Origin of the sequence: Kitasatospora sp. NPDC059673 (genome assembly GCF_042734215.1) — a bacterium.
Classification (GTDB): Bacteria; Actinomycetota; Actinomycetes; order Streptomycetales; family Streptomycetaceae; genus Kitasatospora.
Window position 1 is genome coordinate 110,811 of record NZ_JBHWEN010000011.1, and the last position, 25,617, is coordinate 136,427.

21 protein-coding genes and 3 tRNA genes are annotated in these 25,617 nt (G+C 70.8%); 1 reads left to right on the plus strand and 23 read right to left on the minus strand.

Annotated elements, in window-relative coordinates; genetic code table 11:
* Window positions 1–10: 10 nt before the first annotated feature.
* From ACFV18_RS15520 to ACFV18_RS15590, 15 genes are all read right to left on the minus strand, one after another.
* A complete protein-coding gene (locus ACFV18_RS15520) occupies window positions 11–2,800 on the minus strand; it encodes a ComEC/Rec2 family competence protein (RefSeq protein WP_380483329.1) in 2,790 nt (929 codons plus the stop codon).
* A 276-nt stretch (window positions 2,801–3,076) separates the two neighbouring features.
* Window positions 3,077–3,721, minus strand: coding sequence for a helix-hairpin-helix domain-containing protein (locus ACFV18_RS15525; protein ID WP_380483331.1), 645 nt, complete (start codon window positions 3,719–3,721; stop codon window positions 3,077–3,079).
* A 667-nt stretch (window positions 3,722–4,388) separates the two neighbouring features.
* Window positions 4,389–5,315 carry a DegV family protein gene (locus tag ACFV18_RS15530; RefSeq protein WP_380483333.1) on the minus strand — a complete coding sequence of 309 codons (927 nt, stop codon included), beginning with the start codon at window positions 5,313–5,315 and terminating at the stop codon, window positions 4,389–4,391.
* A gap of 117 nt (window positions 5,316–5,432) precedes the next feature.
* The gene (locus tag ACFV18_RS15535) at window positions 5,433–6,212 is read right to left on the minus strand and encodes a hypothetical protein (RefSeq protein ID WP_380483335.1); all 780 of its coding nucleotides are present in this window, start codon (window positions 6,210–6,212) and stop codon (window positions 5,433–5,435) included.
* Between the two features lie 444 nt (window positions 6,213–6,656).
* A complete protein-coding gene (leuS, locus tag ACFV18_RS15540) occupies window positions 6,657–9,530 on the minus strand; it encodes a leucine--tRNA ligase (protein ID WP_380483337.1) in 2,874 nt (957 codons plus the stop codon).
* Between the two features lie 408 nt (window positions 9,531–9,938).
* Complete coding sequence (locus ACFV18_RS15545; protein ID WP_380483339.1) at window positions 9,939–11,231, minus strand: tetratricopeptide repeat protein; 1,293 nt, start codon at window positions 11,229–11,231, stop codon at window positions 9,939–9,941.
* A 92-nt stretch (window positions 11,232–11,323) separates the two neighbouring features.
* Window positions 11,324–11,396, minus strand: a tRNA-Ala gene (locus tag ACFV18_RS15550).
* Between the two features lie 179 nt (window positions 11,397–11,575).
* Window positions 11,576–11,648: transfer RNA gene (locus ACFV18_RS15555), tRNA-Ala, on the minus strand.
* 38 nt (window positions 11,649–11,686) lie between these two features.
* A tRNA-Ala gene (locus tag ACFV18_RS15560) sits at window positions 11,687–11,759 on the minus strand.
* A 144-nt stretch (window positions 11,760–11,903) separates the two neighbouring features.
* Entirely contained in the window at window positions 11,904–12,536 is a 633-nt protein-coding gene (locus tag ACFV18_RS15565) for a histidine phosphatase family protein (RefSeq protein ID WP_380483341.1), read from the minus strand.
* 11 nt (window positions 12,537–12,547) lie between these two features.
* The gene (rsfS, locus tag ACFV18_RS15570; protein ID WP_380483343.1) at window positions 12,548–12,985 is read right to left on the minus strand and encodes a ribosome silencing factor; all 438 of its coding nucleotides are present in this window, start codon (window positions 12,983–12,985) and stop codon (window positions 12,548–12,550) included.
* 199 nt (window positions 12,986–13,184) lie between these two features.
* The gene (locus tag ACFV18_RS15575) at window positions 13,185–15,431 is read right to left on the minus strand and encodes a LytR C-terminal domain-containing protein (protein ID WP_380483345.1); all 2,247 of its coding nucleotides are present in this window, start codon (window positions 15,429–15,431) and stop codon (window positions 13,185–13,187) included.
* Window positions 15,432–15,448: 17 nt separating this feature from the next.
* Window positions 15,449–16,114 carry a nicotinate-nucleotide adenylyltransferase gene (nadD, locus tag ACFV18_RS15580; RefSeq protein ID WP_380483347.1) on the minus strand — a complete coding sequence of 222 codons (666 nt, stop codon included), beginning with the start codon at window positions 16,112–16,114 and terminating at the stop codon, window positions 15,449–15,451.
* Between the two features lie 101 nt (window positions 16,115–16,215).
* Window positions 16,216–16,365, minus strand: a complete 150-nt coding sequence (locus tag ACFV18_RS15585) for a hypothetical protein (RefSeq protein WP_380483349.1) — start codon at window positions 16,363–16,365, stop codon at window positions 16,216–16,218.
* Between the two features lie 188 nt (window positions 16,366–16,553).
* Window positions 16,554–16,754 carry a hypothetical protein gene (locus tag ACFV18_RS15590; RefSeq protein ID WP_380483351.1) on the minus strand — a complete coding sequence of 67 codons (201 nt, stop codon included), beginning with the start codon at window positions 16,752–16,754 and terminating at the stop codon, window positions 16,554–16,556.
* A 310-nt stretch (window positions 16,755–17,064) separates the two neighbouring features.
* Between ACFV18_RS15590 and ACFV18_RS15595 the strand changes: the two genes are divergently transcribed.
* Window positions 17,065–18,129 (plus strand): M48 family metallopeptidase, encoded by a 1,065-nt coding sequence (locus tag ACFV18_RS15595; protein WP_380483353.1) that lies wholly within the window; start codon window positions 17,065–17,067, stop codon window positions 18,127–18,129.
* A gap of 27 nt (window positions 18,130–18,156) precedes the next feature.
* Here ACFV18_RS15595 and ACFV18_RS15600 read toward each other — a convergent pair whose 3' ends face one another.
* The 8 genes from ACFV18_RS15600 to rplU form a co-directional block, all read right to left on the minus strand.
* Window positions 18,157–19,218, minus strand: a complete 1,062-nt coding sequence (locus tag ACFV18_RS15600; protein ID WP_380483355.1) for a hypothetical protein — start codon at window positions 19,216–19,218, stop codon at window positions 18,157–18,159.
* A gap of 88 nt (window positions 19,219–19,306) precedes the next feature.
* Window positions 19,307–19,876, minus strand: a complete 570-nt coding sequence (locus ACFV18_RS15605) for a hypothetical protein (RefSeq protein WP_380483357.1) — start codon at window positions 19,874–19,876, stop codon at window positions 19,307–19,309.
* A 115-nt stretch (window positions 19,877–19,991) separates the two neighbouring features.
* The gene (locus tag ACFV18_RS15610) at window positions 19,992–21,302 is read right to left on the minus strand and encodes a glutamate-5-semialdehyde dehydrogenase (RefSeq protein WP_380483359.1); all 1,311 of its coding nucleotides are present in this window, start codon (window positions 21,300–21,302) and stop codon (window positions 19,992–19,994) included.
* Between the two features lie 75 nt (window positions 21,303–21,377).
* A complete protein-coding gene (locus ACFV18_RS15615; RefSeq protein WP_380483361.1) occupies window positions 21,378–21,830 on the minus strand; it encodes a hypothetical protein in 453 nt (150 codons plus the stop codon).
* Between the two features lie 80 nt (window positions 21,831–21,910).
* The gene (proB, locus tag ACFV18_RS15620; RefSeq protein WP_380483363.1) at window positions 21,911–23,047 is read right to left on the minus strand and encodes a glutamate 5-kinase; all 1,137 of its coding nucleotides are present in this window, start codon (window positions 23,045–23,047) and stop codon (window positions 21,911–21,913) included.
* 292 nt (window positions 23,048–23,339) lie between these two features.
* On the minus strand, window positions 23,340–24,800 hold the full coding sequence (gene obgE, locus ACFV18_RS15625; RefSeq protein WP_380483365.1) for a GTPase ObgE: 1,461 nt from the start codon (window positions 24,798–24,800) through the stop codon (window positions 23,340–23,342).
* Between the two features lie 102 nt (window positions 24,801–24,902).
* Window positions 24,903–25,160, minus strand: a complete 258-nt coding sequence (gene rpmA / locus ACFV18_RS15630; protein WP_014135732.1) for a 50S ribosomal protein L27 — start codon at window positions 25,158–25,160, stop codon at window positions 24,903–24,905.
* Window positions 25,161–25,199: 39 nt separating this feature from the next.
* The gene (gene rplU, locus ACFV18_RS15635) at window positions 25,200–25,517 is read right to left on the minus strand and encodes a 50S ribosomal protein L21 (RefSeq protein WP_035862741.1); all 318 of its coding nucleotides are present in this window, start codon (window positions 25,515–25,517) and stop codon (window positions 25,200–25,202) included.
* Window positions 25,518–25,617 lie beyond the last annotated feature (100 nt).

Genomic DNA, 25,617 nt, shown 5'->3' on the forward strand with positions numbered 1-25,617 from the left:
CGCCCCGGCATCAGCCGTGAGCAGCGCGCTGGTGGGATGCCACTGCCAGGGAGCTCGCGTCCCCCAGCACCGCGATGTCCCCCACCCGGTCGGTGCGGACCACCGTCGTCCCCAGCGCTCTTAGCCCCGCCATCGTCTGCGGCGCCGGATGCCCGTACGGGTTGCCGGTACCGCAGGAGATCAGGGCCAGCCTCGGACGGAGCCCGGCCATCAACGCCCAGTCCTGGTGGGCCGATCCGTGGTGCGCCACTTTCAGAACGTCCACCCGGCCCAGTCCCGAAGGACCAGCGCCGCCGTAGCTCCCGACCGAGCCACTTCCGCTCACCGTCTCCGCCTGGCCGTCGGACACTTGGCCCGTACCGCGCACCGCTGCTGACGCCGTCCCCATAGGAGGGGGTGGAGCCCGCTCGGCCGGTCGGACCCCTGACGGCAGGCCGAGGGCGAGCAGGGCCGCTTGGGCTGGGGGTTCCAGGTCACCCAGCAGGGCTACCCGGATCGGGGCGCCGGGTGGGCCGAGGGTGGCGAGGATCGCGATGCTGGAGTTGTTGGGACCGGTCGCGTCCAGGGCCAATGGCGAGGCCGGCCATAGCACTTGCCAGGCGAGTTGGGCACCGGCCGTTCGACGCTCGCCCCGCTGGGCCCGCAGCACCGGCACTCGACTGCCGGCTGCCCAGTGCAGCACCCTGCTCCGCTCCCCTTCGGGCTCGTCCGAGGTGGTCACCTCAATCGCGCCGACGGACCGGCCGCGCAGAACCCCGGGAATTCCCTCGACGTGATCGGCGTGGAAGTGAGTGAGGATCAGGACCGGCACCCTGGTCACCCCGAGATCCCTCAGACAGGCGTCAGCCGACTTGGGATCTGGCCCGGCGTCCACCACTACCGCACTGCCGGGCTCGACCGGCAGGACAGTCATGTCGCCCTGCCCGATGTCACACATCGCCAGCCGCCAGCCCCCGGCGGGCCAACCGGTCGCCAGCCGCGTCACGACTGGCGGGCGCAGCAGTACCACCGGAAGCACGACGGCAATCGCGAGCACGAGCCACACCCTGGGTCGCCGGCGCCTTGGCCGACGCCCGCCCAGCAGCGGCGGCAGCGCCCAGGTCAAGGCGACGATGACCACCACCAACAGTGCCGAGCCGAACAGTCCACTGGGCCAGGCGAGTTCGGCACCGGGAAGCTCGGCACCCCGCCTGGCCACGGTGGCCAGCCACCCGACGGGCAGCGCGGCAAGGTCCACCAGGAACTCCGCCGCCCCTTTCGACAAGGGGGCCACCGCGAGCGCGCCGAACCCGAGCAGGGTGGCCGGCGCGACTGCGATCTCCGCCAGTAGGTTGCACGGGATTCCGACCAGACTGACCCGGGGTGCCAGCAGGACAGTGACGGGAGAACAGAAGGCCTGCGCCGCCGCGGTGGCTCCGACCGCCGATGCGAGGTGGTGCGGCCAGCGACGCGCGCGCAGCGCGGTCGTCCACCTCGGGCCGAGAATCAGCAGCCCTGCTGTGGCAAGTGCCGAGAGCAGGAACCCGAAGGAGCGGGCCAAGTAAGGGTCCACCAGAACCAGAATCAGTACAGCGCCGGCCAGTGTGGGCAATCCTCGTCTCGGTCTGCCAGTGGCGAGGGCCAACAGTCCGATCAGGCCGGTGGCGGCTGCTCTGAGCACGCTCGGGTCGGGTCTGCAGATGGTGACGAACGCCAGCGTCAGGCCCGTTCCGAGCAATGCTGTCGTACGGAAGGAGAACCCGAGCAACCCAGCCAGCCCGCCTCGTCCGGGCATTTCCGAGTCGGTCGACGCACCCCCGACCAGGACTGCCAGGATGATCGCCAGGTTGGCCCCGCTCACCGCCACCAAGTGCCCGAGGTCGGTCGATCGGAATGCATCTGCCAGATCGTCCGGAAGCCTCGTCACATCACCCACCACCAGCCCGGGGAGCAGTCCGCGAACGTCGGGCGACAAGTGATCGCAGGCATCGCGAAGCCCGCTGCGGAGCTGGGCGGCAAGGCGTTGCGGGAGGTTGGGCGGAGCAAGGATTCTGGGTGGTCCTTGCGGGGCGAGCAGGGCCGCCGAATCCGTCCGGGATCGCGATGCCGAGCCCCCGCCTGTGGACGGGCTCGCCTGCCGATCCGGCAGCACCTCTGCCTGGACCTCAAGTCGGGTGGAGGGAATCAGCTGCTGCCACTGCTCCGAGTCCCGAGTCCGGATGAGGAGCGTGACGGGTGTTCTGGTCACGGTGGGCACCGCGCCCGCCTGCTCGGCACCGGCGACTGGGCGGACACGGGTGACGAGGGCGGAGACGGTGAGGGTCGGTTGGGAGAGGACGCTGCCCTGGGTGTGTGACCCGTGCAGCTTGGGGTCACCGGTGATGGTCGCCTCAACGGTGACCTCCGGGTTGGCAGTTCGGCCGCCCTTGGAGTGGGACGGGGCGGCCTGTTCGTCCGCATCCGGGGGCTTCTCCGGACCGCCCGGGGAGCCCAGCTCTCCCCGGGCGGGCGTCGGCGTCGGATGGGTCAGGGCAGGAAGCGGGCCGCGGTGCAGGTCGGCGGTATGGAGGACGGTGGTGGTCGCCGCCGCTGCTGCGGTGAGCAGGACAGCGGCCACGAGTCGGTGAATCGAGCGGCGAGGTCCTTTCGAGGTGAGGAGGCTGATAGCAGTCACGCCGCCCATCAAGGCGCTCAGGAGCAGCGCCGGGTGGTGTCTCGTGTCCAGGTCGAGGACGGCGGCGGTGACCAGCCATGCGGTGATGGCCGGGAGGAGGAGCCGGTAGTCGGTTCGGTCGGGGACAGTGGGGGGCAGAGCCGGCATCGGGCACCTCCTCTCGGTGTGTTCGTTGGTCGACTTGTTGATTTGGCGGCTGATGGCGCAGCGGAACGGCCGTGCCACACCAACCAGAGCTGTACGAGGGGCGAGGGGCAGCTCCATATCTGGCAGGCGGTTGCAGAGGCATCGGGTGGGCCCGGACAGAGCGTCGTGCGAGCGGCCGTACCTCCCTCAGTCGGTGGGAACGGGGACGCGGGGCTTCGCTCAGCAACTGGGCGCTAGCTCATGGGCAACCTCCTGGCAGGAGAAGGGTCGTAAGGGTCACAGCGTCAGGAGCGGCTTGAGGTCCTCGTACTTTCGGGGGCCGATGCCGGGGACGTGACGCAGTTGGTCGAGGGACTGAAACGGGCCGTGTGTCAGGCGGTACTGGAGAATGCGCTGGGCCAGAGCCGGCCCTACGCCTGGCAGTGAGTCGAGCTGTTCGGCGCTGGAGTGGTTGAGGCTGACTGGTCCGGCTGGAGCGGCAGGGGCACCGCCGGGGGCGTTTTCGACACCTACGAGAATCTGTTCTCCATCAATGAGTGGGCGGGCAAGGTTGAGCAGGCTGGTGTCCGTCCCGGGGATCGGGCCACCGGCGGCGGCCAGGGCATCCGCGACCCGTGAACCTGCGGGGAAAGTTCGTAGGCCGGGATCCTGGACCTTGCCGGCGATGTGGACGACCAGCGACGGTCCGACTGGTTGGTGCGTGGGTACTCCTTCCGTTGCGCGGTCGGCGGTGGATTCGGCGATGGCAGTGGCGGGGACGGCGACGGGGTGCGGCCGTCCCAACCAGAAGTGCTGTGCGGCGTAGCCGATGGCGAGGACAAGCAGGACGGTGAGGCCGAGAACGGCACGGCGGTCGAAGGCGAAGGCCCCGGGGAACCGGAACCGCAGCGGTAGTCGCGGGTGGTCGGTGTGGTGGGACATGGCGGTCGGTGCGGGAACTGACGGTGCGTCGATCTGGGGTGGCGGATCCGGATCCGACTGGAGGTCGGCCCAGTTGCCCAGCGGGGTGTCAGGAACGGGTGGCGGCAGCGACTCGGCACCGGACGTGGAGGCAGGCGGGTCTCGCTCCGGGATCGCACCAGGCTGAACTCCGGGCAGTCCGACCGCCGGATCCGTGAAGCTCGGAGTGGCCGCGCCTGCCGAGCGCGCGGACGCTCCGTACAGCGCCAGAACGCGCGGCGACGACAGTGCGCGTAGCGGATCTGGAGCGGTCGTCGCACGTGCCACTGCCCACTCCGGCCCGGGAGCAGCACTGGCCGCCACACGAACCGCGGGCACTGACGAGTCGCCACTGCTCAGTTCTGCCGCCCCTGTGGGCTCCGAAGCCCCGGACACTGACTCGGCAGCCAGCCCGGAGGTCGGCCCGGAAGGGCGAAGGTCAGAGGGCTGGAGGGGCGGGAACAGCAGGCCGAGGCGGGCTCGGGCAACGGCGTTGGTCTGGCGACGACGGGCTTGGGGTGTGGTGATGGTCCTCATGGCGAGGAGAGTAGGACCGGCCTGGCATGCCGTCAGGAAATTGGGCCGACCCTGTGGATAACTCGGGCCTGTGGATAACTCTCGTCGCTCGGACGAGTGAGTTTGGTACTGCTCAGCGCGGGGATGCGACGAGCGGTGCCACCACGACGGCCAGCAGGCCGGGGCCGACGTGTGCGCCGATGACGGCGCCGACTTCGCTGACGTAGAGCTCGTTCACCGTCGGCACCCGCTCGCGCAGCCGCTCGGCCAGCGCCTCGGCCCGTTGCTCTGCGGCCAGATGATGGACGGTGATGTCCACCGGCTGTGCACCCGCGTGCTCGACGGCGATCTCCTCGAGCCGGGCGATGGCCCGGGAGGCGGTGCGGACCTTCTCCAGCGGCTCGATCCGGCCGCCTGCCAGATGGAGCAGGGGCTTTACGGCGAGCGCCGAGCCGACCAGCGCCTGGGCGGTTCCGATCCGACCTCCGCGCCGCAGGTGCTCCAAGGTGTCGACATAGAAGAATCCGCTGGTGACGTCGGCCCGCCGCTCGGCAGCGGAGACGACCTGGTCCAGGTCCGTTTCGGTGCTGCGGCGGTCCGCTTCGATGTCGGAGCGAACTGCTGCCACCTCAGCCCGGGTGGCGTCGAGGGCCTCGGCCAGTGCGGCAGCGGCCAGCACACAGCTTCCCAGTGCCATGCCGACCAGCCGACTGTCGACCACCCTGACCGGGATCGGTGCCGTGGCGGCGGCCAGCTGGGCTGCCTCCGCCGTACCGGAAAGCTCGGCGGACAGGTGGACGGAGACGACTCCCCGCGCGCCGGCCTCGGCGGCTGCCCGGTAGGCAGCCGTGAACGTTTCGGGACTGGGCCGGGAAGTGGTCACCCGGCGCTTGGCTCGCAGGGCCTCGGCGACGTCGTTAGGGGAGATCTCGACGCCTTCCGCGAAGACCTCGTCACCGACCGCGACACTGAGCGGTACCACCTCGATGCGGTGCCGGTCCACCGCTTCTTGGGGCAGATACGCAGTGGAATCCGTGACAAGTGCGAGGTGGCCGAGCATGAGGCGGAGGTTACCCTCCGCAGGGCCAGGATGACAGTGCCCGTCCTGTGGCGGTTTGACCTTCGCAGCAGCGGGTAACCCTCAGCGCACGGACAGCAACCACCTCCAGGCGCGGGGTCAGGGGTGGTTAGGTCCGGCCGGGTTCGGCTTGCGCAGGCGGTCGGCGAGGCGGGAGAGCGGCTCGGCAGCCAGCCCGAGAAGCTCCTCGGCACTGGTCTGGCGACCGGAAGCTATCCCCTTCCGGCGGTCGGCGGGGTGATCGGCGGAGGCAGCAGCAGCCCGGGCACCGGCAGTGGGGACAGCGCCGGCAGCGAATTCGGAGTCACGGTCGGCGGCGGGCTCGGCAGGGGTCCAGTGCCGCAGCGCACCGGCCTCATCCTGGCATTCCTTGCTGAGCCGGGCGAGCTCGTCATCCGCGAAGCGGCGCATGCGGTCCTGGGCGGCCCATCGCAGGGAGTCCGCGGAGTGCGTGATCCGTTCGGCACGCTCACGCAGTTCGGGGAGCTTGGCGGTGACGCGGCTGCTCATCGGCTCGCGCTCCAGCAGGCGCAGTTCCGCATCGAGTTCGGCGGCGTGCGAGTCGAGCCGGGCAAGGAGCTGGAGTGAGTCACTGAGCTGGCCATCCTGCGGGAGGCCGCCCTGCAGGACCTGGCGGGTCGAGTCCAGCGCGGTGCGCAGGGAAAGACGGAGGCCGGCGATCTTTCCGTGGTCGCCAGGCTTGGTCATGCTCTTCGCCCTGAGGGCGGCGTTCTCCATCGCCCTCTGAGCGTTGGAGCTGTGCCGATCGATCTTGGCGGCCACCGCCTTCGCCGCCTTGACCGTCCCGACCACTGCCATCACCAACAGCGTCACACCGAGCAGCGCGACCAGCGCTACGACGACACCGAGCGCTTCCATCGGGAGCCCACCTTCCGCCCGTGACCGGCGGCGGTCCACCGAGTGCGGCCCGCCCTGTCCACCGGTCTCCACCGTAGCTCGGCCCGGCAGGAGACAGCAGATGTTCAACCGCTTGGAGATCGGAGATCAGGGACAGCTCAGGGATTTCCCCCAAGCGATCACCCGGAGACCGCCAGTACACACTGCCCGGTCAGACCACCCACGAAGAACGGAGCCACCTTGTTCGAGGCCTTCCACCGCTTCCAGCACATTCGAGCAGTCCGCCGCACTCAAGGAACCCAAGGATCCCGAAGAACCCGACGCATCCCACACGTCTGGCGCGCCCTGCTACTCCCCATCCCCCGGGAATCGGTCTTCCCGTGCCCGTGGACGGCGAAGGGCCGGCCACCCCGAATCCGGGGCGACCGGCCCTGCCGATCTGGCGATGCTTCAGCAGAGGTGGCGTCAGCCGGTGACGATGTTCACCAGCTTCGGGGCGCGGGCGATGACCTTGCGCACCTCCGCGCCGCCGATGGCCGCGACCACGGTGGGGTCGGCCAGGGCCAGCGCCTCCAGCTCGGCGTCCGAGATGGACGGCGAGACCTCCAGGCGGGCCTTGACCTTGCCCTTGATCTGCACAACACAGGTCACGGTCTCGTCGACCACGTATGCCGGGTCGGCCACCGGGTAGTCGGCGAACGCCAGCGACTGCTCGTGGCCCAGGCGGCGCCACAGCTCCTCGGCGATGTGCGGGGCCAGCGGGGCGATCAGCAGGACGATCTGCTCGGCGACCGAACGCGGGGTGGATCCGCGCTTCACCAGGAAGTTGTTCAGCTCGATGGCCTTGGCCACGGCGGTGTTGAACCGCAGGCCCGCCATGTCACCCCGAATGCCGTCGATCGTCTTGTGCAGCGCGCGCAGCGTCGCCTCGTCCGGCTCCTCGTCCGTCACCACCAGCTCACCGGTGACCTCCGAGACGATGTTGCGCCACAGCCGCTGCAGGAAGCGGTAGGAGCCGACCACGGCACGGGTGTCCCACGGGCGGGAGACGTCCAGCGGGCCCATCGCCATCTCGTACAGGCGCAGGGTGTCCGCACCGTACTCGTCGGAGATCTCGTCAGGGGCGACGGCGTTCTTCAGCGACTTGCCCATCTTGCCCGCCTCGCGGCGGACCTGCTCGCCCTGCCAGTAGTACTGGCCGTCGCGCTCCTCGACCTCCGCTGCGGGAACCGGGAAGCCACGGGCGTCGCGGTACACGTCGGCGGTGATCATGCCCTGGTTGAACAGCTTGTGGAAGGGCTCGACCGAGGAGACGTGCCCCAGGTCGTGCAGCACCTTGTGCCAGAAGCGGGCGTACAGCAGGTGCAGCACGGCGTGCTCGGCACCGCCGACGTACAGGTCGACGCCACCGGCCGGCTTGTCGGCGGTCGGGCCCATCCAGTACGCCTCGTTGGCGGGGTCGACGACCGAGGTGGAATTGACCGGGTCGACGTAGCGCAGCTCGTACCAGCAGGAACCCGCCCAGTTGGGCATGGTGTTGGTCTCGCGGCGGTAGGTCTTCACGCCGTCGCCCAGGTCCAGCTCGACGTTGACCCATGCCTCGTTGCGAGACAGCGGGGTCTTCGGCGAGGACGCGGCGTCGTCGGGGTCGTAGGTGTGCGGCGAGTAGTCGTCCACCTCGGGGACCTCGACCGGCAGCATCGACTCGGGCAGCGCGTGCATCGCGCCGCTCTCGTCGTAGACGATCGGGAACGGCTCGCCCCAGTACCGCTGGCGGCTGAACAGCCAGTCGCGCAGACGGAAGTTGACGGTGCCTTCGCCGATGCCCTGCTCGGCCAGCCAGGCCGTCACCCGGGCCTTGGCGTCGATCACGGACAGGCCGTTCAGCGACAGGCCGTCACGCTCGGAGTTGATCAGCACCGAGTCGTAGGTGTCGAAGGCATCGTCCCAGGCGTGCGGGTCCTCGCCGCGGCCATCGGTGGGCTGGACGACGCAGCGCATCGGCAGGTTGAACGCCTGCGCGAACGCGAAGTCGCGGCTGTCGTGCGCGGGGACAGCCATGATCGCGCCGGTGCCGTAGCCCATCAGCACGTAGTCGGCGATGAACACCGGGATCTGCTCGCCGCTGACCGGGTTGGTCGCGAACGCACCGGTGAACACACCGGTCTTCACCTTGGCGTCGGCCTGGCGCTCCACGTCGGACTTGGCAGCAGCGGCTGCGCGGTACGCGGCAACGGCCTCGGCCGGGCTCGCGGCACCACCGGTCCACTCCTCGCGGGTACCGGTCGGCCACTCGGCCGGGACGATGCTGTCGACCAGGGCGTGCTCGGGGGCCAGCACCATGTACGTGGCGCCGAACAGCGTGTCAGGGCGGGTGGTGAAGACCGTGACGGTGGCGCCGCCGACGCCGAAGTCCACCCGCGCGCCCTCGGAGCGGCCGATCCAGTTGCGCTGCTGCAGCTTGATCGCCTCGGGCCAGTCCAGCAGGTCCAGGTCGCTGATCAGACGGTCCGCGTAGGCGGTGATCCGCATCATCCACTGGCGCAGGTTGGACTTGAACACCGGGAAGTTGCCGCGCTCGGAGCGGCCGTCCGCGGTGACCTCCTCGTTGGCCAGCACGGTGCCCAGCCCGGGGCACCAGTTCACTGGCACCTCCTTGGAGTAGGCCAGCCGGTACTCACCCAGCACCTCGTCACGCTCGACACCGGTCAGCTCGGCCCAGGCGCGACCGCCCGGCACCTCGCGCTCGCCGGACTCGAACTGAGCGACCAGCTCGGAGATCGGCCGGGCCTTGGCGGCGTCCTCGTCATACCAGGCGTTGAAGATCTGCAGGAAGATCCACTGGGTCCAGCGGTAGTACTCGGGGTCGATCGTAGAGATCGAGCGGCGAGAGTCGTGGCCCAGGCCCAGTCGGCGCAGCTGCCGGCGCATGTTGGCGATGTTGTCCTCGGTGGACACCCGCGGGTGCACGCCGTGCTGCACCGCGTACTGCTCGGCGGGCAGGCCGAAGGCGTCGTAGCCCAGGGTGTGCAGGACGTTGTGCCCGTTCATCCGCTGGAAGCGGGCGTACACGTCGGTGGCGATGTAGCCCAGCGGGTGGCCGACGTGCAGGCCGGCACCCGACGGGTACGGGAACATGTCCATGATGAAGCTGTGGGGCTTCGCGGCGACGGCCGACCCATCGGCCAGCGGGCCGGTCGGGTTGGGGGCGTTGAACGTCCCCTCCTTCTCCCACAGGTCCTGCCAGCGGGACTCGATCTCGGCGGCCAGCGCGGCGCCGTAGCGGAAAGGCTCGGTGGCGGCTTCGGCCGCGCCGGAAGCGGGGGTCGTCTCGCTCATGGTCCTTCAGGCTCCATCGTCATCAGTCAGCGAACAGGCCGTAGAAAGCAGAAAACCCCTCCGCAGGAGGGGACGCCACGCCGACTCCGGCACCCAAGCCGGTCCTGGTCAGCGCGGCCGGCTAAGAAGCAGGCGCACAGTTCGCATGGGCTCAGGGTACCGCACCCCTTCAACACCCTTTCGCGTCACCGCGTCAATCCCCCAACCACGCCCACAATCACGCCCCGGCCAGCTCCCCCATCCACGAGCGGAGTCGTCTTCCCGCCTGCTGCGCCTGCACCCGTGCCAACGCCCGCACCCGCACCCGCTACCCCGCCCGCTCCGCCCGCTCCCCCTGCTCCGCCGAACCGTCCAGCCGCTGCGTCGGTCCGGCCGCCCGCTCCACCACCCTGGCTACTCGGGCTCGTGCTACGCCTCCGCACGCATCGCGGTGTCGAACTCGCGCAGGGCCCGCGCCACGCGGGCGGACTGCATGCCGGCGGCGAGTTGGCGGGCCCGGTCGGCGGTGTGCTCGGCGTCGGTGCGTTCGCCAGTGCGGCGGTAGGAGTCGGCAAGGCGCACCATCAACAGCGCCTTGACCCGGGCGCGTTCCGGGGTGAACGTCTCGATCGCGCCCTGCAGCAGGCCGCGGGCCTGCTCGTGCTCGCCGAGCAGCAGGAAGCCCTCGCCGATCATGCCTTCCAGGTCGGCGCGTTCCTGGTCGTGCCCGTCCAGCCCCTCCAGCACCCGGAACGCCCGCTCGGCCACCGCCTCGGCGCTGATCTGCTCGCCCTTGCGACCGTGCGCGCGGGCGATCCGGCCGAGTTGCAGCGCCCGCTCACAAGGTGTCAGCACGTCGTCGGCGGCGCGGAGCGCGGTGGACAGCATCGCCACCGGGTCCAAGCCCCGGCCACCGGAGTTGTAGGTCGCCTGGACGGCGAGGCAGCCGACCACGCCGACACCGAGCCGGGAGTCGCCGGAGACGTGGGCGGCACGCAGAGCGGCGACGAAGGCGCGCTGCGCGGCGGCGTCGTTGCCCATGTCGTAGTTCGCCCAGCCGACCAGCCTGGCCAGCTTGCTGGCGGCCCCGTACAGCTCCCGGCCGAGCGGCTCGTCGTAGTTGCCGAGCTCCAGCAGCTTTCCCACCATCGCGAGTTCGGCCTTGGCCAGGTCGAGGATCAGTCCGCCGCCGTAGGCGCGCTCCAGGCGCTGCTTGGACTCGTAGGACAGCCGCAGGTCGGCCAGTTGCTCAGGGGCGATCCGCAGCGCGCCCTCGCCACCGGTGACGGGCGGCGGCGGGGAGGCCCAGTGCCGGGCCGCCTGCTCCAGTTCGTCGCCGCGGAACAGGTCGGTGAGCCGCACCGGTGCGCCGTCCGCGCCGGCCTCGCGGAGCGCGGTCTGCGCGGTGTCGGCGGTCCACGGGTCGGTCAGCAGTCGGGGCGACAGCATCTTGGCGCCCCGGTTGGAGCCCATCTGCCCCCACAGCTGCTCGTACGTGACGGCGATGCCGACACTGCGGCCGAGGACTTCGCAGACGGTCTGGTCGTGCGGCGAGCGCGGCACCATGCCCCGGTCGCGCCACTTGTAGGGCGCGGTCGAACTGATCGCCATGCTGGGCGGCAGCACCGCGTTCACCTCGCGGGCCAGCCGCTCCGGGCTCCATCCCAGCTGGTGGAGTATCCGGGCGAGCTCGTCGTTCCGTTTTCGCGCCAGATCGGCCATGGCACGACGGTAGCCGCCCCGCGCCCCGGGCGGCAGAGGAGGCGACGGAACGACCGAAGGCCGCCCCTTGCGGGACGGCCTTCTGTCTACTGTGGAGCTAAGGAGAATCGAACTCCTGACCTATTGCATGCCATGCAATCGCTCTACCAACTGAGCTATAGCCCCATGCTGTTACTGCTACTACTGCTGTCACCTGCGGTTTTCCTTGCGGTCCCCCTTGGCGACACCGATAACTGTACACGGTCGACGGTCCAGGCCCTAATCCGTTCCGGGCGCACCATGGGCCGCCCCGGGAACGCCGAAGGCCGCCACCCGTCTCGGGTAGCGGCCTCGCGGAACTGCTGTGGAGCTAAGGAGAATCGAACTCCTGACCTATTGCATGCCATGCAATCGCTCTACCAACTGAGCTATAGCCCCGCAACACTGATGACCACTCACGGACCATCGGTGCGGAGTGGAGCTAAGGAGAATCGAACTCCTGACCTATTGCATGCCATGCAATCGCTCTACCAACTGAGCTATAGCCCCGCAGTTCCGCGACTCTCGCCCCCGGTTTCCCGTCTGCGTTCCTCGCTGCGAACGAGGAAGACTCTAGCTGGTCAGAGCCGGAACTGTGAAATCCGGGTCGGGAGACCCTCAGGTCCCGTCGCCGATACCGCCTCAGGTCGTGCCTCAGGTCTCGTCGCCGATGACCGGCTGCGGGAGCGTGCCCGCGTTGTGCTCCTGAAGCCGCCAGCCGCGTGCGTCCTGCCCGAGCACCGACCAGCAGCAGTTCGAGAGACCGCCGAAGCGCTCCCACAACTGCGGATCCATGCCCAGCAGCCGGCCGATCATGGTGCGGATGGTGCCGCCGTGGCTCACCACCACCAGGGTGCCGCCCTCGGGCAGCTTGCCGACGGCGTCCAGCACCACCGGGACGGCCCGATCGGCCACCTCGGTGGAGAGTTCGCCGCCGCCGCGCCGGACCGGCTCGCCACGGACCCATGCCTCGAACTGCTCCGGATACCGCGCCCGGATCTCGGAGTTGGTGAGCCCCTGCCACTCCCCCGCGTAGGTCTCACGGAGACCCTCGTGGTGCTGCACCTCCAGGCCAGTGAGCGAGGCCAGCTCGGCAGCAGTGCGCCGGGCCCGCGTCAGGTCGGAGGAGATCAGCACGTCGGGGCGGAGCGCAGCGAGCAGCCGGGCGGCCCGCTGTGCCTGGAACAGCCCCTGTTCGGTGAGGTCGACGTCAGTGGTGCCCTGGAACCGCGATTCGAGGTTCCAGGGCGTCTGGCCGTGCCGCCAGAGGACGATGCGCGGCCACACCCCCGAGCGGCTCAGAGGTCGCCCCCGGAGACGGCGTTGCCGGCGGCGTCGGTGACGGCGTTCTCGGGCCGGTTGCGGGTCGCCAGCGCGTCCTCGGGGAGCGGCAGTTCGGGGCAGTCCTTCCACAGGCGATCGAGCGAGTAGAAGGAGCGCTCCTCGGAGTGCTGGACGTGCACCACGATGTCCAGGTAGTCGAGCAGGATCCAGCGGCCCTCGCGCTCGCCCTCGCGGCGCACCGGCTTGGTGTCGAGCTTCTCGCGCAGCTGCTCCTCGATCTCCTCGGCGATCGCCCGGACTTGGCGGTCGTTGGCGGCGGAGGCGATCAGGAAGGCGTCGGTGATCGACAGCACCTCGCTGACGTCGAAGGCGATGATGTCGTGCGCCAGCTTGCCGGCCGCCGCCTGCGCGGCGACGGTGATCAGTTCCTGGCTTCGGTCGGTGACGGTCACGATGCTCTTCCGGATCGGCTGTGGGGATACCTTCCCAGGATCTCACGAACGCGCCGGGGCCCCGGAGTGATTTCCACCCCGGGGCTCCGACCGCACAACCGGACCGCACAACCGAACCACACAACCGGACCGCCCGACCGGTCAGCACAACCAGGACTCACAGTCGCGCCTCACAGCGGGGCCAGGCCTTGCCCTGGCACTACGGCGAAGACGGCTGCGGCGGCTGGTAGTCCTTGCCGAGCATCAGCACCAGGTCCGCGTTCTGCGAATCGGTGACCTTCTTCACCACCGACTCCGGCAGCCCCAGGCTGATTGCCAGGGTGCGCGCCGCCTCCTTCTTGGCGTCGTCGGTGTAGCGGATCTCGGAGGTCGCCTGCGCGGAGGCCTTCGCGGTGGACGGCAGCGCTTCCATACCCGAGTTGGTGACGATCACCTTGGCGGCGGTCGCCGCGTTGTCATTGCCGGAGGCGTTGACCACGGTGACGCGGGTGGTGCCGCCGGTGCCCTTGGCCTGGCCGAGGGTGCCGCCGAGGATGTCCTTCACCTGCTTGCCTGCGGTGGCGTCGTCCAGGGTGCCGTCCGGCTTGACGGTGAGCTGGGTGGTGGTCAGGTGTCCGGCCTTCGCCTGCTTGGAGAGGTTGACCAGGACGCCGGCGAGCGCCTTTTCCGGCAGCGACGGGTCGGCGACGGACATCATCCGGTGCACGTCATCGGTGGCGTCCGCCAAGTTGACCGGCATCGTGTTGATCACCCCCGCCATCACCTGCCCGAAGCGGGCGAGTTGGGCCTCCCGGGCTTCGCCGGGGGCCTGCAGGGTGGCGTAGGCGACGGCAGCGGGGCCGCTCAGCAGAACGTCCTTGCCGGCGGCGGCGAGCACCTTGCCGTCCGGCTTGTTCTTCTCGCGTACCTCGGCGTTGGTGTCCACCTTGATGCCGCCGAGCTGAGAGACCAGTATCTGCAGGTAGGGGGTGTCCAGCCGCCAGGTGCCGGCCACCTTGGCGCCGAGCACGGTGGACAGGCCGTCGCGGGTGGCGGAGGGACCGATGGCGTCCATGGACTGGCCGACGGTAACGCTGGCGGTCTCGCCGTTGCTGGGCAGTTGGAGGGTGTCGGGGAGCAGCAGCACGGTCGCCTTCTGCCCGCCCTGGTCGTCGACCAGCAGCGCGGTGGTGACCTTGCCTCCCTCTTCACGCAGGTGCAGAACGTTGACGTACCGTCCGCCGGCCGCCTTGGTCGAGTCGTTGGAGTCGTCGAAGGCGCCGGACCACCACAGGTAGCCCACCGCGCCGGCCGCGAGTACCGCCAGCACCACCAGCAGGGCGATCAGCCGGTTGCGCAGCCGTCGCCGCCGCTCGGCCCGGACTTCACTGCGGGACTCGGCGAACTTCAGCCAGTCGATGGCGTCCTCGGAGTCCTCCGTCACCTCGTCGACGAAGTTGAACTCGCCCGTGGTGTACGAGTCGTTCGCCGCGCCCTTGGCCCGGGCGGCAGCCGCAGCCGCCCGCCCGCCGACCAGTTCGGACGGCTCGGACAGCCCCTCGGCCTCCGGCGCCGCTGCCGACGCTGCCGCAGCCGCCCGCGCCCGGGGCGGCATCCCCGCACCGGCCGGCGCCCCGGCCACCCCGGCCTGCGACGGCACCCGCCCTGCGGTCCCCTGCCCTGCGGCCCCTTGCCTCTCGGTCACTCGGCCGTCGAGCACCTGCCCACCCGGTGCCTGCGCACCCAGTGCCTGAACGCCCGGCGTCTGTCCCGGCACCTGCGGCTGCTGCTGGTAGAACCCCTGCGCGGGCTGCTGCTGTCCGTAGTACGGGTCCTGGGCCTGCTGCCCGTAGGCGTCCCCGACCGTCCCCCCGGCCCCCTGCTGGCCGCCGAACTGCTGCGCGTACCCGCGCTGTTCGAACCCCTGGGCCGCGTGGCCCCGCTGCGCGTACCCGGCCTGCTGCGCGTACCCGGCCTGCTGACCGTGCCCGGGCTGGTCGCCGCCGTACGGGTCCTGTCCGTATGCCCCGTGCTGCCCGACCTGCTGCGCACCCTGCTGGTCGTACCGACCGTAGGAATCGGCCTGCCCGTACGGCGGCTGCTGCTGCCCGTGGCCCGTCTGCTGCTCGTACCCCTGCTGCTCGAACCCGGACCGCCCCTGTCCGGGCTGCTCGTACCCGGACGACTCGTACTCGCCCTGGCCGTACCCACCCTGGCCGTATCCGCCCTGGCCGTACCCACCCTGGCCGTATCCGGCCTGCCCGTACCCGGACGACTCGTACCCGGAGGACTCGTACCCGCCCTGCTCGAACGCCTGCTGCTCGTAAGGCTGTTGTTCATACAGCGACTGCTCGTACGGCGGCGTCTGCTGTTCGTATCCCTGCGGGGGGTAGTGCCCGGGCTGCTGCTGGTAGGGCGATTGGGGCTGGCGGCCGTACCACTGCTCGTCGTCGGACGTTCCGGTCATGCGGTCCCTCCCAGGGATCAAGGCCGGGCCGACGCGTACAGCGCCCGCTTGTGGATGTAACGGACCACGCCGTCCGGCACCAGGTACCAGATGGGTTCGCCCTTGGCGACCCGCATCCGGCAGTCGGTGGAGGAGATGGCGAGGGCGGGCACCTCTACCAGCGAGACGCCTCCGACCGGCAGGCCGGTGTCGGAGAGAGTATGGCCCGGCCTGGTGCAGCCGATGAAGTGTGCGAGGTCGAAGAGTTCCTCGGAGGAGCGCCAGGAAATGATCTGGGCGAGGGCGTCGGCGCCGGTGATGAAGAAGAGTTCGGCGTCGGGGTGCAGGGCCTGCAGCTCGCGGAGGGTGTCGACGGTGTAGGTGGGGCCGTTGCGGTCGATGTCGATCCGGCTGACCGAGAACTGGGGGTTCTCGGCGGTGGCGATCACCGTCATCAGGTAGCGGTCCTCGGCCGGCGAGACCTGCCGGTCGGACTTCTGCCAGGGTTGCCCGGTCGGGACGAAGATCACCTCGTCCAGGTGGAAGGCGCTGGCCACCTCACTGGCGGCGACCAGGTGCCCGTGGTGGATGGGGTCGAAGGTGCCGCCCATCACTCCCAGCCGGCGTCGCCCGCGCGGCGTACTGGCCGGCGCGGAGGTGCCCGGCGCGGTGTCCGTCCCGGGGGTGTCGACCTGCTCTCTCATGGCGCCACACCTTACGCGACCGGGGTGTCCCGGGGATTCCGCCCGTTTGCGGGCCCGGGGCACTCCGTGTCCACCACCGCGACAGGCGGCGGCGCGGCCGGTCAGCGGTCGCGGTTGAAGCGGGTGGTGACGAAGAGCAGCAGCAGGAGGATGGCCAGCGCCGCCCCGCCCGTCAGGAAGGGGTTGAGGCTTTCGTGGTTTCCGCCCTCCTCGGCGAGGACGGCGAGGGTGGGCAGGGCAGCAGAGGTCATGATCGGCGGGACCTTCTCGGCTCGGTGAGGACCAGGCGGTCACGGACCGTGCGGCCCGCGGGGCTCATCGTACGGGGGCCTGACACGCAACCGCGCGGCGGCCCACCGCGTCTGACCACCAGTGAGCGGTCCCCGGCCATCACCCGGTCGCCGGGCTCACGACCTGGGGCAACACCAGCCTCCGGGACTCAGCCCCGCTCGGCCGCCTCGGCGCGGGCCCGCTCGCGCTCGGCGTCGCGCTTGGCACCGTCACGGCCGGCCCGGGCGATCGCCCACACCAGCAGGCCGACTCCGACGAAGGAGGCGATCAGGATGATCCTCAGGAACAGGCCGGGGCCGTTCTCGCTGGAGATCGGTCCGGCGAGCTGGACCAGGTCGGCAGGGGACATCACGGGGCTCCTTTTCGGTACGGCACAGCCAGGGTAGACCCGTTTATCGCCCGACCCGCCCCACACCCCGCCCCACCCGCACCGCCAGGGCCACCCGTGTGCCCGAGCACACAGGCACACGGACGCCCGGGCACAAGGGCACACGAACACGCGAACGCCCGGGCACACGGACGCCCGGGCGCACGGGCGACAGACACCGACGGCGTACCGTGGCGCCCGGGGACGAGTGCGGACACAGCGACGTTAAGAGGAAAGCAGCGGGGGCCGGCCACGGGAGCCGGTGCCGGCGTCGATCCAGGAGAGGTACTCAATGACCGACATGACCAAGGGCAACGCGCCGAGCCGCCGCCGCCAGCGGTTCCCGGAGATCTCCACCCGTGCCTGGGAGCACCCGGCGGACCGTTCGGGGCTGGTGGCCCTGCGCAAGCTGAGCGGTTTCGACGAGATCCTGAAGAAGCTGGCCGGCCTGGTGTCCGAGCGCAGCGTCCGGCTGCTGTTCCTGGCCACGGCGGTCAAGACGTCGGAGCGTCAGTTCCCGGAGCTGTACGACATGGTGCGGGACGCCGCGTACGTGCTGGACCTGGAGAAGGTCCCGGACCTGTACGTGACCCAGGACCCGAAGGTCAACGCGTACTGCATCGGCATGGACACGCCGGTGATCGTGGTGACCACCGGCCTGATCGACCTGATGGACGAGGAAGAGCTGCGCGCGGTGATCGGCCACGAGGTCGGTCACGCGATGTCGGGGCACGCGGTTTACCAGACGATGCTGCTGATCCTCACCAACCTGGCGGCCCGGATCGGCTGGCTGCCGCTGGGCAACCTGGCGATCACCGCGGTCATCACCGCGCTCAAGGAGTGGTTCCGCAAGGCCGAGCTCTCCAGCGACCGGGCCGGTCTGCTGGCCGGCCAGGACCTGCAGGCGTCGATGCGCGGCCTGATGAAGCTGGCCGGCGGCGCGAACATGGCCGAAATGAACGTGGACGCGTTCCTGGAGCAGGCCGCGGAGTACGACAAGGCGGGCGACCTGCGCGACAGCGTGCTGAAGCTGCTGCAGGTGCTGCCGCAGACCCACCCGTTCGCGGTGGTGCGGGTGGCGCAGCTGAAGAAGTGGGCGGAGAGCGAGGAATACCGCTCGATCATGGCGGGCGCGTACCCGCGCCGCGGTGACGACCCGGACACCTCGATCGGCGCGCAGTGGAAGGCCGCCGCCGACTCGTACTCGCAGTCGGTGAAGGAGAGCAAGGACCCGCTGATGGGCCTGCTGCGCGACCTCACCAACGGCGTCGGCACGGTCGGCGGCAAGCTCCGCGACACCTTCACCGGCGCCGGCCGCACCAACGGCAACGGAAGCAGCGGCGAGAAGCAGGACTGACCCTGTCGGGCAAGCGGCTCAACCGGCTCAGCCGGTGATCGGCCCGAGCACCCCGCAACTCTGCCAGGCCGGCCGGCTGTGGTCGGCCGGATTCACGGCGGGCGGGGTGTTCGGGTGCACGCCCGCCGCGGTGGCCAGCGTCGGCTGCAGGTAGTCGCTCTGCACGGTGCCGCAGCCGGTGGGCCCGGCCTGGACGGTGGAGTCGACCACCCGAACGCGCCCGGCGTCCAGGTCGGCCCGGTCGATGTCGATCCGCACCACGCGGCGCACCGAGTACAGGGTCACCGAGGAGTCGCTGGTGGTGCCGGCCGGGCGCAGCGCGTAGACCAGGGTGTGGTCGGCGGTGATCTCCAGCGTGCCGGGGTCGAGTTCGCCGACCTGGACGCCGCCGTTGACCTTCACGGTGTTGGTGGCCAGGGCGACCTGTCCGGGGTCGAAGCGCACCATCCAGCCGGTGGCGGCGTGGTGCTGGTCGTCACGCGGTGCGTTGATGCTGTCGTCGTACTGGGCGAGTTCGCCGGTCGTGAGCAGCTCGCGGACCTGGCCGGTCTCGTTGGCGGTCAGAGTGGCGGGGGTCAGCTCGGAGACCACCAGGTAGTGCTGCACGGAGTCCAGGGCGCGCTGCACGTCCGTCCCACCGAAGTGCGCGGTGGACGAGGCGGGCGGCATGCCGAAGCCGCCCTGGCCGTCCGCGTAGCCGCTCGGCAGTGCGGCGAACGGGTGGGCGGGGTCGGGAACGGCACCGACCGTGCCGGACGGGCTGAGCGGGGTGACGGCGGCGGTCAGCTGGGCGCCGCTGGGCGGGACGGCCTGGCCGTGCGGGGAGCTGACACCGAAGTACACGGCCGCGGCGAACGCCATCGCCACCAGCAGCAGCAGGATCACGGCCTGCCGCGGCAGCGACCCGAACCAGCCCCAGCCACGCGTCCTGGTGGCCCGGCCGAACGCGCCGGCCAGCCGTTCCTGCGCGGAAAGCTCCTGGATCCGGGCAGCTTTCACGAACGATTCGTCGAAGACGACGGACCGGAACTCGTCATCATTGGAACCACCCTCGGGCGTGCCCTCGGGAGGCTCGCGCGGGTCACCCATGAGACCAGGGTAGGCTCGCCCGCCGCGCGCGACGAGAGGGGCGCGGGTAACGAGACCGCCACAGCAGGTGATCTGTGAAGCGGCCCGCTCAGCCTGCCGGGACGGCCGCCGTCACGGGCGCTTGCACCGAGGGCGTCGTACCGGGGCTGCTGGTCCCGCTGGACGGCCGGGCCGGCGACTCGGGGGCGTTGCCGACGCCCCGGTACACGGCGGCGACGGCCAGCGCGACCACACCGATGCCCATCACCAGGGCCAGTACCCAGGCCACCGGCCGGTGCCAGCGCTGCTGGGCGACCGAACCGCCGCGCAGCGGGTCGAAGGCGCGCAGCCGCGAACGGCGGGTGCGCCGGTGCTGCCGGTCACCGCCCGACCACGGGTCGGGGTAGAAGCGGTCCTCGTCCAAGCCGCCGGGCAGCGGGCGCAGCTCCAGCGGCAGCACCTCGTTCCCGGAGGTGAACTCGTAGCTCCGGGCCGCACCGGCCTGTTCCGGCTCGAACCTGGTCTCGGCGGCGGCGAGTTGCCGCTCCCGGGCGCTCGGCTCGTGCACGGCGGCGGAGCGGACGAAGCTCTCGTCGAAGACCACGGTGGCGAACTCGTCGTCCGCACCACCGTGGTCGGCGCCGTCGGAATACGGCGAGCCCCCCACATCCTCAGCCACGGATTCAATGTATTACCGGCCGGGGCTTTTGTCTGTGGGTCGGGCCGATCGGGTATCCGACGCCCGCGGCATCCAGCCGCCGAGTCCGCCGGGGACGCCGGGGACGCCGAGGCCGTCAAGACCCGCCGACGGTCTGCCGGGCCTCGCCGCGCACATGCCCGTCGCCGGTGACGATGTACTTGGTGCTGGTCAGCTCCGGCAGGCCCATCGGGCCGCGGGCATGCAGCTTCTGGGTGGAGATGCCGATCTCCGCGCCGAAGCCGAACTCGCTTCCGTCGGTGAACCGGGTCGAGGCGTTGACGGCCACCGTGGTGGAGTCGACGAGCTGGGTGAAGCGGCGGGCGGCGGCCTGCGAGGTGGTGACGATCGCCTCGGTGTGGCCGGAGGACCAGCGGCGGATGTGCTCCACGGCGGCCTCCAGCGAGGGCACCACGGCGGCGGCCAGGTCCAGCGACAGGTATTCGGTCCCCCAGTCCTCCTCGGTCGCCGGGACGACCGTCGCACCGGTGCCCTCGGCGGCCTTCAGCACCGCGTCGTCGCCGTGCACGGTGACGCCCGCCTCGGCGAGCGCGGTCAGGGCGAGCGGCAGGAAGGCGTCCGCGACGTCCTGGTGCACCAGCAGGGTCTCGGCGGCATTGCAGACGCTGACCCGCTGGGCCTTGGAATTCAGCAGCACGCCGACGGCCATCGCCAGGTCGGTCCGGGCGTCCACGTACACGTGGCAGTTGCCGGTGCCGGTCTCGATCACGGGGACGGTGGAGCCCTCCACCACGGTGCGGATCAGCGAGGCGCCGCCACGCGGGATCAGCACGTCGACCAGTCCGCGGGCGCGCATCAGCTGCTGCACCGACTCGCGGCTCTCCCCCGGCACCAGCTGGATCACGTCGGCCGGCAGGCCCGCCCCGGCGACCGCCGTACGCAGCACCTCCACCAGCGCCGTGTTGGAGCGGTAGGCGGAGCCGGAGCCGCGCAGCAGCACCGCGTTGCCGGACTTCAGGCAGAGCGCGGCGGCGTCCACCGTGACGTTCGGCCGGGCCTCGTAGATGATGCCGACCACGCCCAGCGGCACCCGTACCTGGCGCACGTCCAGCCCGTTCGGCAGGGTGTAGCCGCGCACCACCTCGCCCACCGGGTCGGGCAGGCCGACCACGCTGCGCACGTCGGCGGCGATCGCGGCGATCCGCTCCTCGGTGAGCGTCAGCCGGTCGATCACCGACTCGGCGGTGCCCGCCGCCCGGGCCCGCTCGACGTCCTCGGCGTTGGCGGCGGTGATCTCCCCGGCCCGGGCGACCAGTGCGTCCGCGATCGCCAGCAGCGCGGTGTCCTTCACCGAACGCGGCACTGGTGCCAGGGCGGCGGCCGCCTCCCTGGCACGGCGCGCGGCGGCGAGGACGGGGCTGTCGGAGGTGGCGGTGAGGTCGCTCATGGAGCCAAGCCTAGCGAGACACCCACCCCGCCCCGGCGGACATTTCGCCCGCTGAGACGCGGCCCCCCGAGCCCGTCAGTACGGGTGCACCCCGCCCAGCTGCGGCAGCGGTCCGCCGAAGCCCTCCGCGACCCGCTTGTGGTACGTCGGACGGTCCACCACCTCCAGGCCGACGATCTCCCACGCCGGGAGCTTCGCGCTGGCCTTGTGCTCGCCCCACAGCCGCAGCGCGATCGCCGCCGCGTCGTGCAGGTCCCGCGCCTCTTCCCAGTACCTGACCTCGGCGTGGTCGGCGGCATAACGGGCCGTCAGGAAGAAGGAATGGTCGTGCGCCAGCTTCTCCAGCGCCGCCCGCAGCTCCGGCAGCGGAGTCGCCGCCCCGGCCACACTCAGCACCACGTGCCACAGCCGGCCCTGCTCCGGCTCCCGCACGCCCTCCTGCTCCTCGACGCCCCGGCCGCCCTCGATGCTGGTGAGCCGCCGCTCGGACCTCTGCCCCGGCAGCGCTTCCTCCCGCCTGCGAACCACCGGCGGCCTCCCATTCAGCGTGTCGCGCGGGCCCCCCGGCCCGCTGCTGCCACCCCCCGTACCGGCCCCGCCGCCCGCGCTCAGCCGCGCAGCACGACCAGGTCGTCGCGGTGGACGACCTCGCGTTCGTACGCGGCGCCGAGCTCCTGGGCCAGTTCTCGGGTGGACCGGCCGAGCAGACGGGGCAACTCCCTCGCATCAAAGTTGACCAGTCCGCGGGCGACGATGTGACCGTTTTCGCCAAGAAGGTCGACCGGATCACCCGCGGCGAACTCCCCGTCCACCCCGGTCACCCCGGCCGGGAGCAGCGACTTCCCACCGTGCACCACCGCCGCCACCGCCCCCTCGTCCAGGGTCAGCGTGCCGCGCGGCGTGGACGCGTGCTCCAACCACAGCAGCCGGTCCGCGGAACGGCTGCCGGTCCGCAGGAACAGCGTGCCGGTGGGCCGGCCGGCCAGCGCGTCGGCCGCCTGGCTGGCCGCCGTCAGCACCACCGGGATGCCCGCGCCGGTGGCGATCCGGGCCGCCTCCACCTTCGTCACCATGCCGCCGGTGCCGACGCCCGCCTTGCCGGCGCTGCCGACCTCCACGCCGGCCAGGTCCGCCGGGCCGCGCACCACGTCGAGCCGGCTGCTGCCGGGCTTCGCCGGGTCACCGTCGTACAGGCCGTCCACATCGGACAGCAGCACCAGCAGGTCGGCCCGCACCAGGTGCGCCACCAGCGCCGCCAGCCGGTCGTTGTCGCCGAACTTGATCTCGGCGGTGGCCACCGTGTCGTTCTCGTTGACGATCGGCATCGCGCCCATCGTCAGCAGCTGCTCCAGCGTCCGGAACGCGTTGCGGTAGTGCGCCCGCCGGCTGGCGTCCTCGGCGGTCAGCAGCACCTGCCCGACCCGCACCCCGTACCGCGCGAACGACGCCGTGTAACGCGCCACCAGCAGGCCCTGCCCGACACTGGCCGCCGCCTGCTGCCGGGCCAGGTCCTTGGGCCGCTTCTCCAGCCCGAGCGGCGCCAGGCCGGCAGCGATCGCACCGGACGAGACCAGCACGATCTCCGGCGCGTCCTTCCCCGTCCGCGCCCTCGCCAGCGCGTTCACCAGGGCGTCCACCCGGTCCGCGTCCAGCCCGCCGGCGGCGGTGGTCAGCGATGACGACCCGACCTTCACCACGATCCGCCGCGCCGAAACGACCTCCTCGCGGAGCAACTGATCCACCATCAGTCCGACCCTTCCGACACGACGTCCTGTACGCCCGCAATGTAGCCATTCGGCAGACACGGTACGAAATCGGCGCAAGGCGTGAGACAACGCAGGCGGGCGCGAAACCAGGAGCGCGGGGAACTGCGCGAAGCGGAAGACACCCCACCGCAAGATCGCGACGCAGGACAATGACCTGCACTTGCTCGCGACCTTGCGGACGGGCTTGCGCTTGTCGCGCAGTTCCCCGCGCCCCTGTTTTCGCGCCCAACCGCTCGCGCGAATCTCCTCGCGCCCCCGGTTTCGCTCCCGCTTACTGCTCCAGCTGCTCCCGGCCGGAGCTGAGCGCCTCGAAGTCCAGGTACTCCTGCTCCGCCGCGTCGCGCCCGCGCTGCTTCTCGCGGCGGCGGTCGACCGCAGGCCGCTGGGTCTCGAAGCGGTGGTCCTCGCCGCGGCGGCCGAGCATCTCCGCGCCGGCGGCCATGGTGGGCTCCCAGTCGAAGACCACGGCGTTCTCGTCGGGGCCGATGATGACGGTGTCGCCCTCCTTGGCGCCGACCTTCCAGAGTTCCTGTTCGACGCCGAGCCGGGCGAGCCGGTCGGCGAGGTAGCCGACGGCCTCGTCGTTGGCGAAGTCGGTCTGGCGGACCCAGCGTTCGGGCTTGCCGCCGCGGATGCGGTACGCGCCGTCCTCTTCCTCGATGGTGAAGCCGGCGTCGTCCACGGCGGTCGGGCGGATGACGATCCGGGTGTTCTCCTGGGCCGGCTTGGCGGCGCGCGCGGCGGAGACGATCTCGGCCAGCGCGAAGGAGAGTTCACGCAGGCCCTTGTGGGCGAGCGCGGAGACCTCGAAGACCCGGTAGCCGCGTTCCTCCAGCGAGGCGCGGGTGAGGTCGGCGATGTCCTGGCCGTCCGGGACGTCGATCTTGTTGAGGGCGACCAGTCGCGGCCGGTCCTCCAGGCCGCCGTACTGGGCGAGTTCGGCCTCGATGGTCTCCAGGTCGGTGAGCGGGTCGCGGCCCGGCTCCAGGGTGGCGCAGTCGAGGACGTGGACGAGCACCTCGCAGCGCTCGACGTGCCGCAGGAACTCCAGGCCGAGGCCCTTGCCCTGGCTGGCGCCGGGGATCAGGCCGGGCACGTCGGCGATCGTGTAAACGGTCGAACCGGCCGTCACCACACCGAGGTTGGGGACGAGGGTGGTGAACGGGTAGTCGGCGATCTTCGGCTTGGCCGCGGAGAGCACCGAGATCAGCGAGGACTTCCCGGCGCTCGGGTAGCCGACCAGCGCGACGTCGGCGACGGACTTGAGCTCCATCACGATGTCGCGGGCCTCGCCGGGCTCGCCGAGCAGCGCGAAGCCGGGGGCCTTGCGGCGGGCGGAGGCCAGCGCGGCGTTGCCGAGGCCGCCGCGGCCGCCCTGGGCGGCGACGAAGGTGGTGCCGTGGCCGACCAGGTCGGCCAGCACGTTGCCCTTGCGGTCGAGGACGACGGTGCCGTCCGGGACGGGCAGGATCAGGTCCTGGCCTTCCGCGCCGGTGCGGTGACCGCCCGCGCCGGGCTTGCCGTTGGTGGCCTTGCGCTTGGGCGAGTGGTGGTACTCGAGCAGCGTGGTGACCTGCGAGTCCACCACCAGGGTCACCGAGCCGCCCTCGCCGCCGTTGCCCCCGTCGGGGCCGCCGAGCGGCTTGAACTTCTCGCGGTGCACGGAGGCGCAGCCGTGGCCCCCGTTACCCGCGGCGACGTGCAGTTCGACGCGGTCCACGAAGGTGGTCATGTGTCTGCCTCCAGTGCGAAGAGAAAAGGGTTCCTGCTGGTAAAGCACGAAGGGTGGGCCCGGATAGTCCCGGCCCACCCTTCACAGCGAGTCTGTACAGACTCAGGCCTCGACGGCCACGATGTTGACGACCTTGCGGCCGCGACGGTTGCCGAACTGAACGGCACCGGCGGTCAGGGCGAACAGGGTGTCGTCGCCGCCACGGCCGACGTTCGCACCCGGGTGGAAGTGGGTGCCACGCTGGCGGACGATGATCTCGCCGGCGGAGACGACCTGACCGCCGAAGCGCTTCACGCCGAGGCGCTGGGCGTTCGAGTCACGACCGTTGCGAGTGGAACTCGCACCCTTCTTGTGTGCCATCTGGCTATCCCCTTTCTAGGAAGACCGCAGTAAGTGTGATTACTTGCTGACCGAGTCGATGCTGGTGATGCGCACCGCGGTGTACTTCTGGCGGTGGCCCTGACGACGGCGGTAGCCGGTCTTGTTCTTGTAGCGCAGGATGACGATCTTGTCGCCCTTGGTCTGGTCGACGACCTCGGCGTGAGCCTTCACGCCACCGAGCACCCACGGGTCGGAGGTGACGGACTCACCGTCGACGACGAGGATGGTCGAGAGCTCGACCGAGTCACCCGGCTTGGCTTCGATACGGTCGATCTCCAGCACGTCGCCCACGGCGACCTTGTGCTGGCGGCCGCCGGCGCGAACGATCGCGTACATGCGGTACCTACTTTCCTAACTCGGTCGGAACTCCGGATGCCAGCGGCCTGGGTATGGACACAGGCTGCCTCCCCCGGAAAGAGCCGAAATCGGCTCCCAC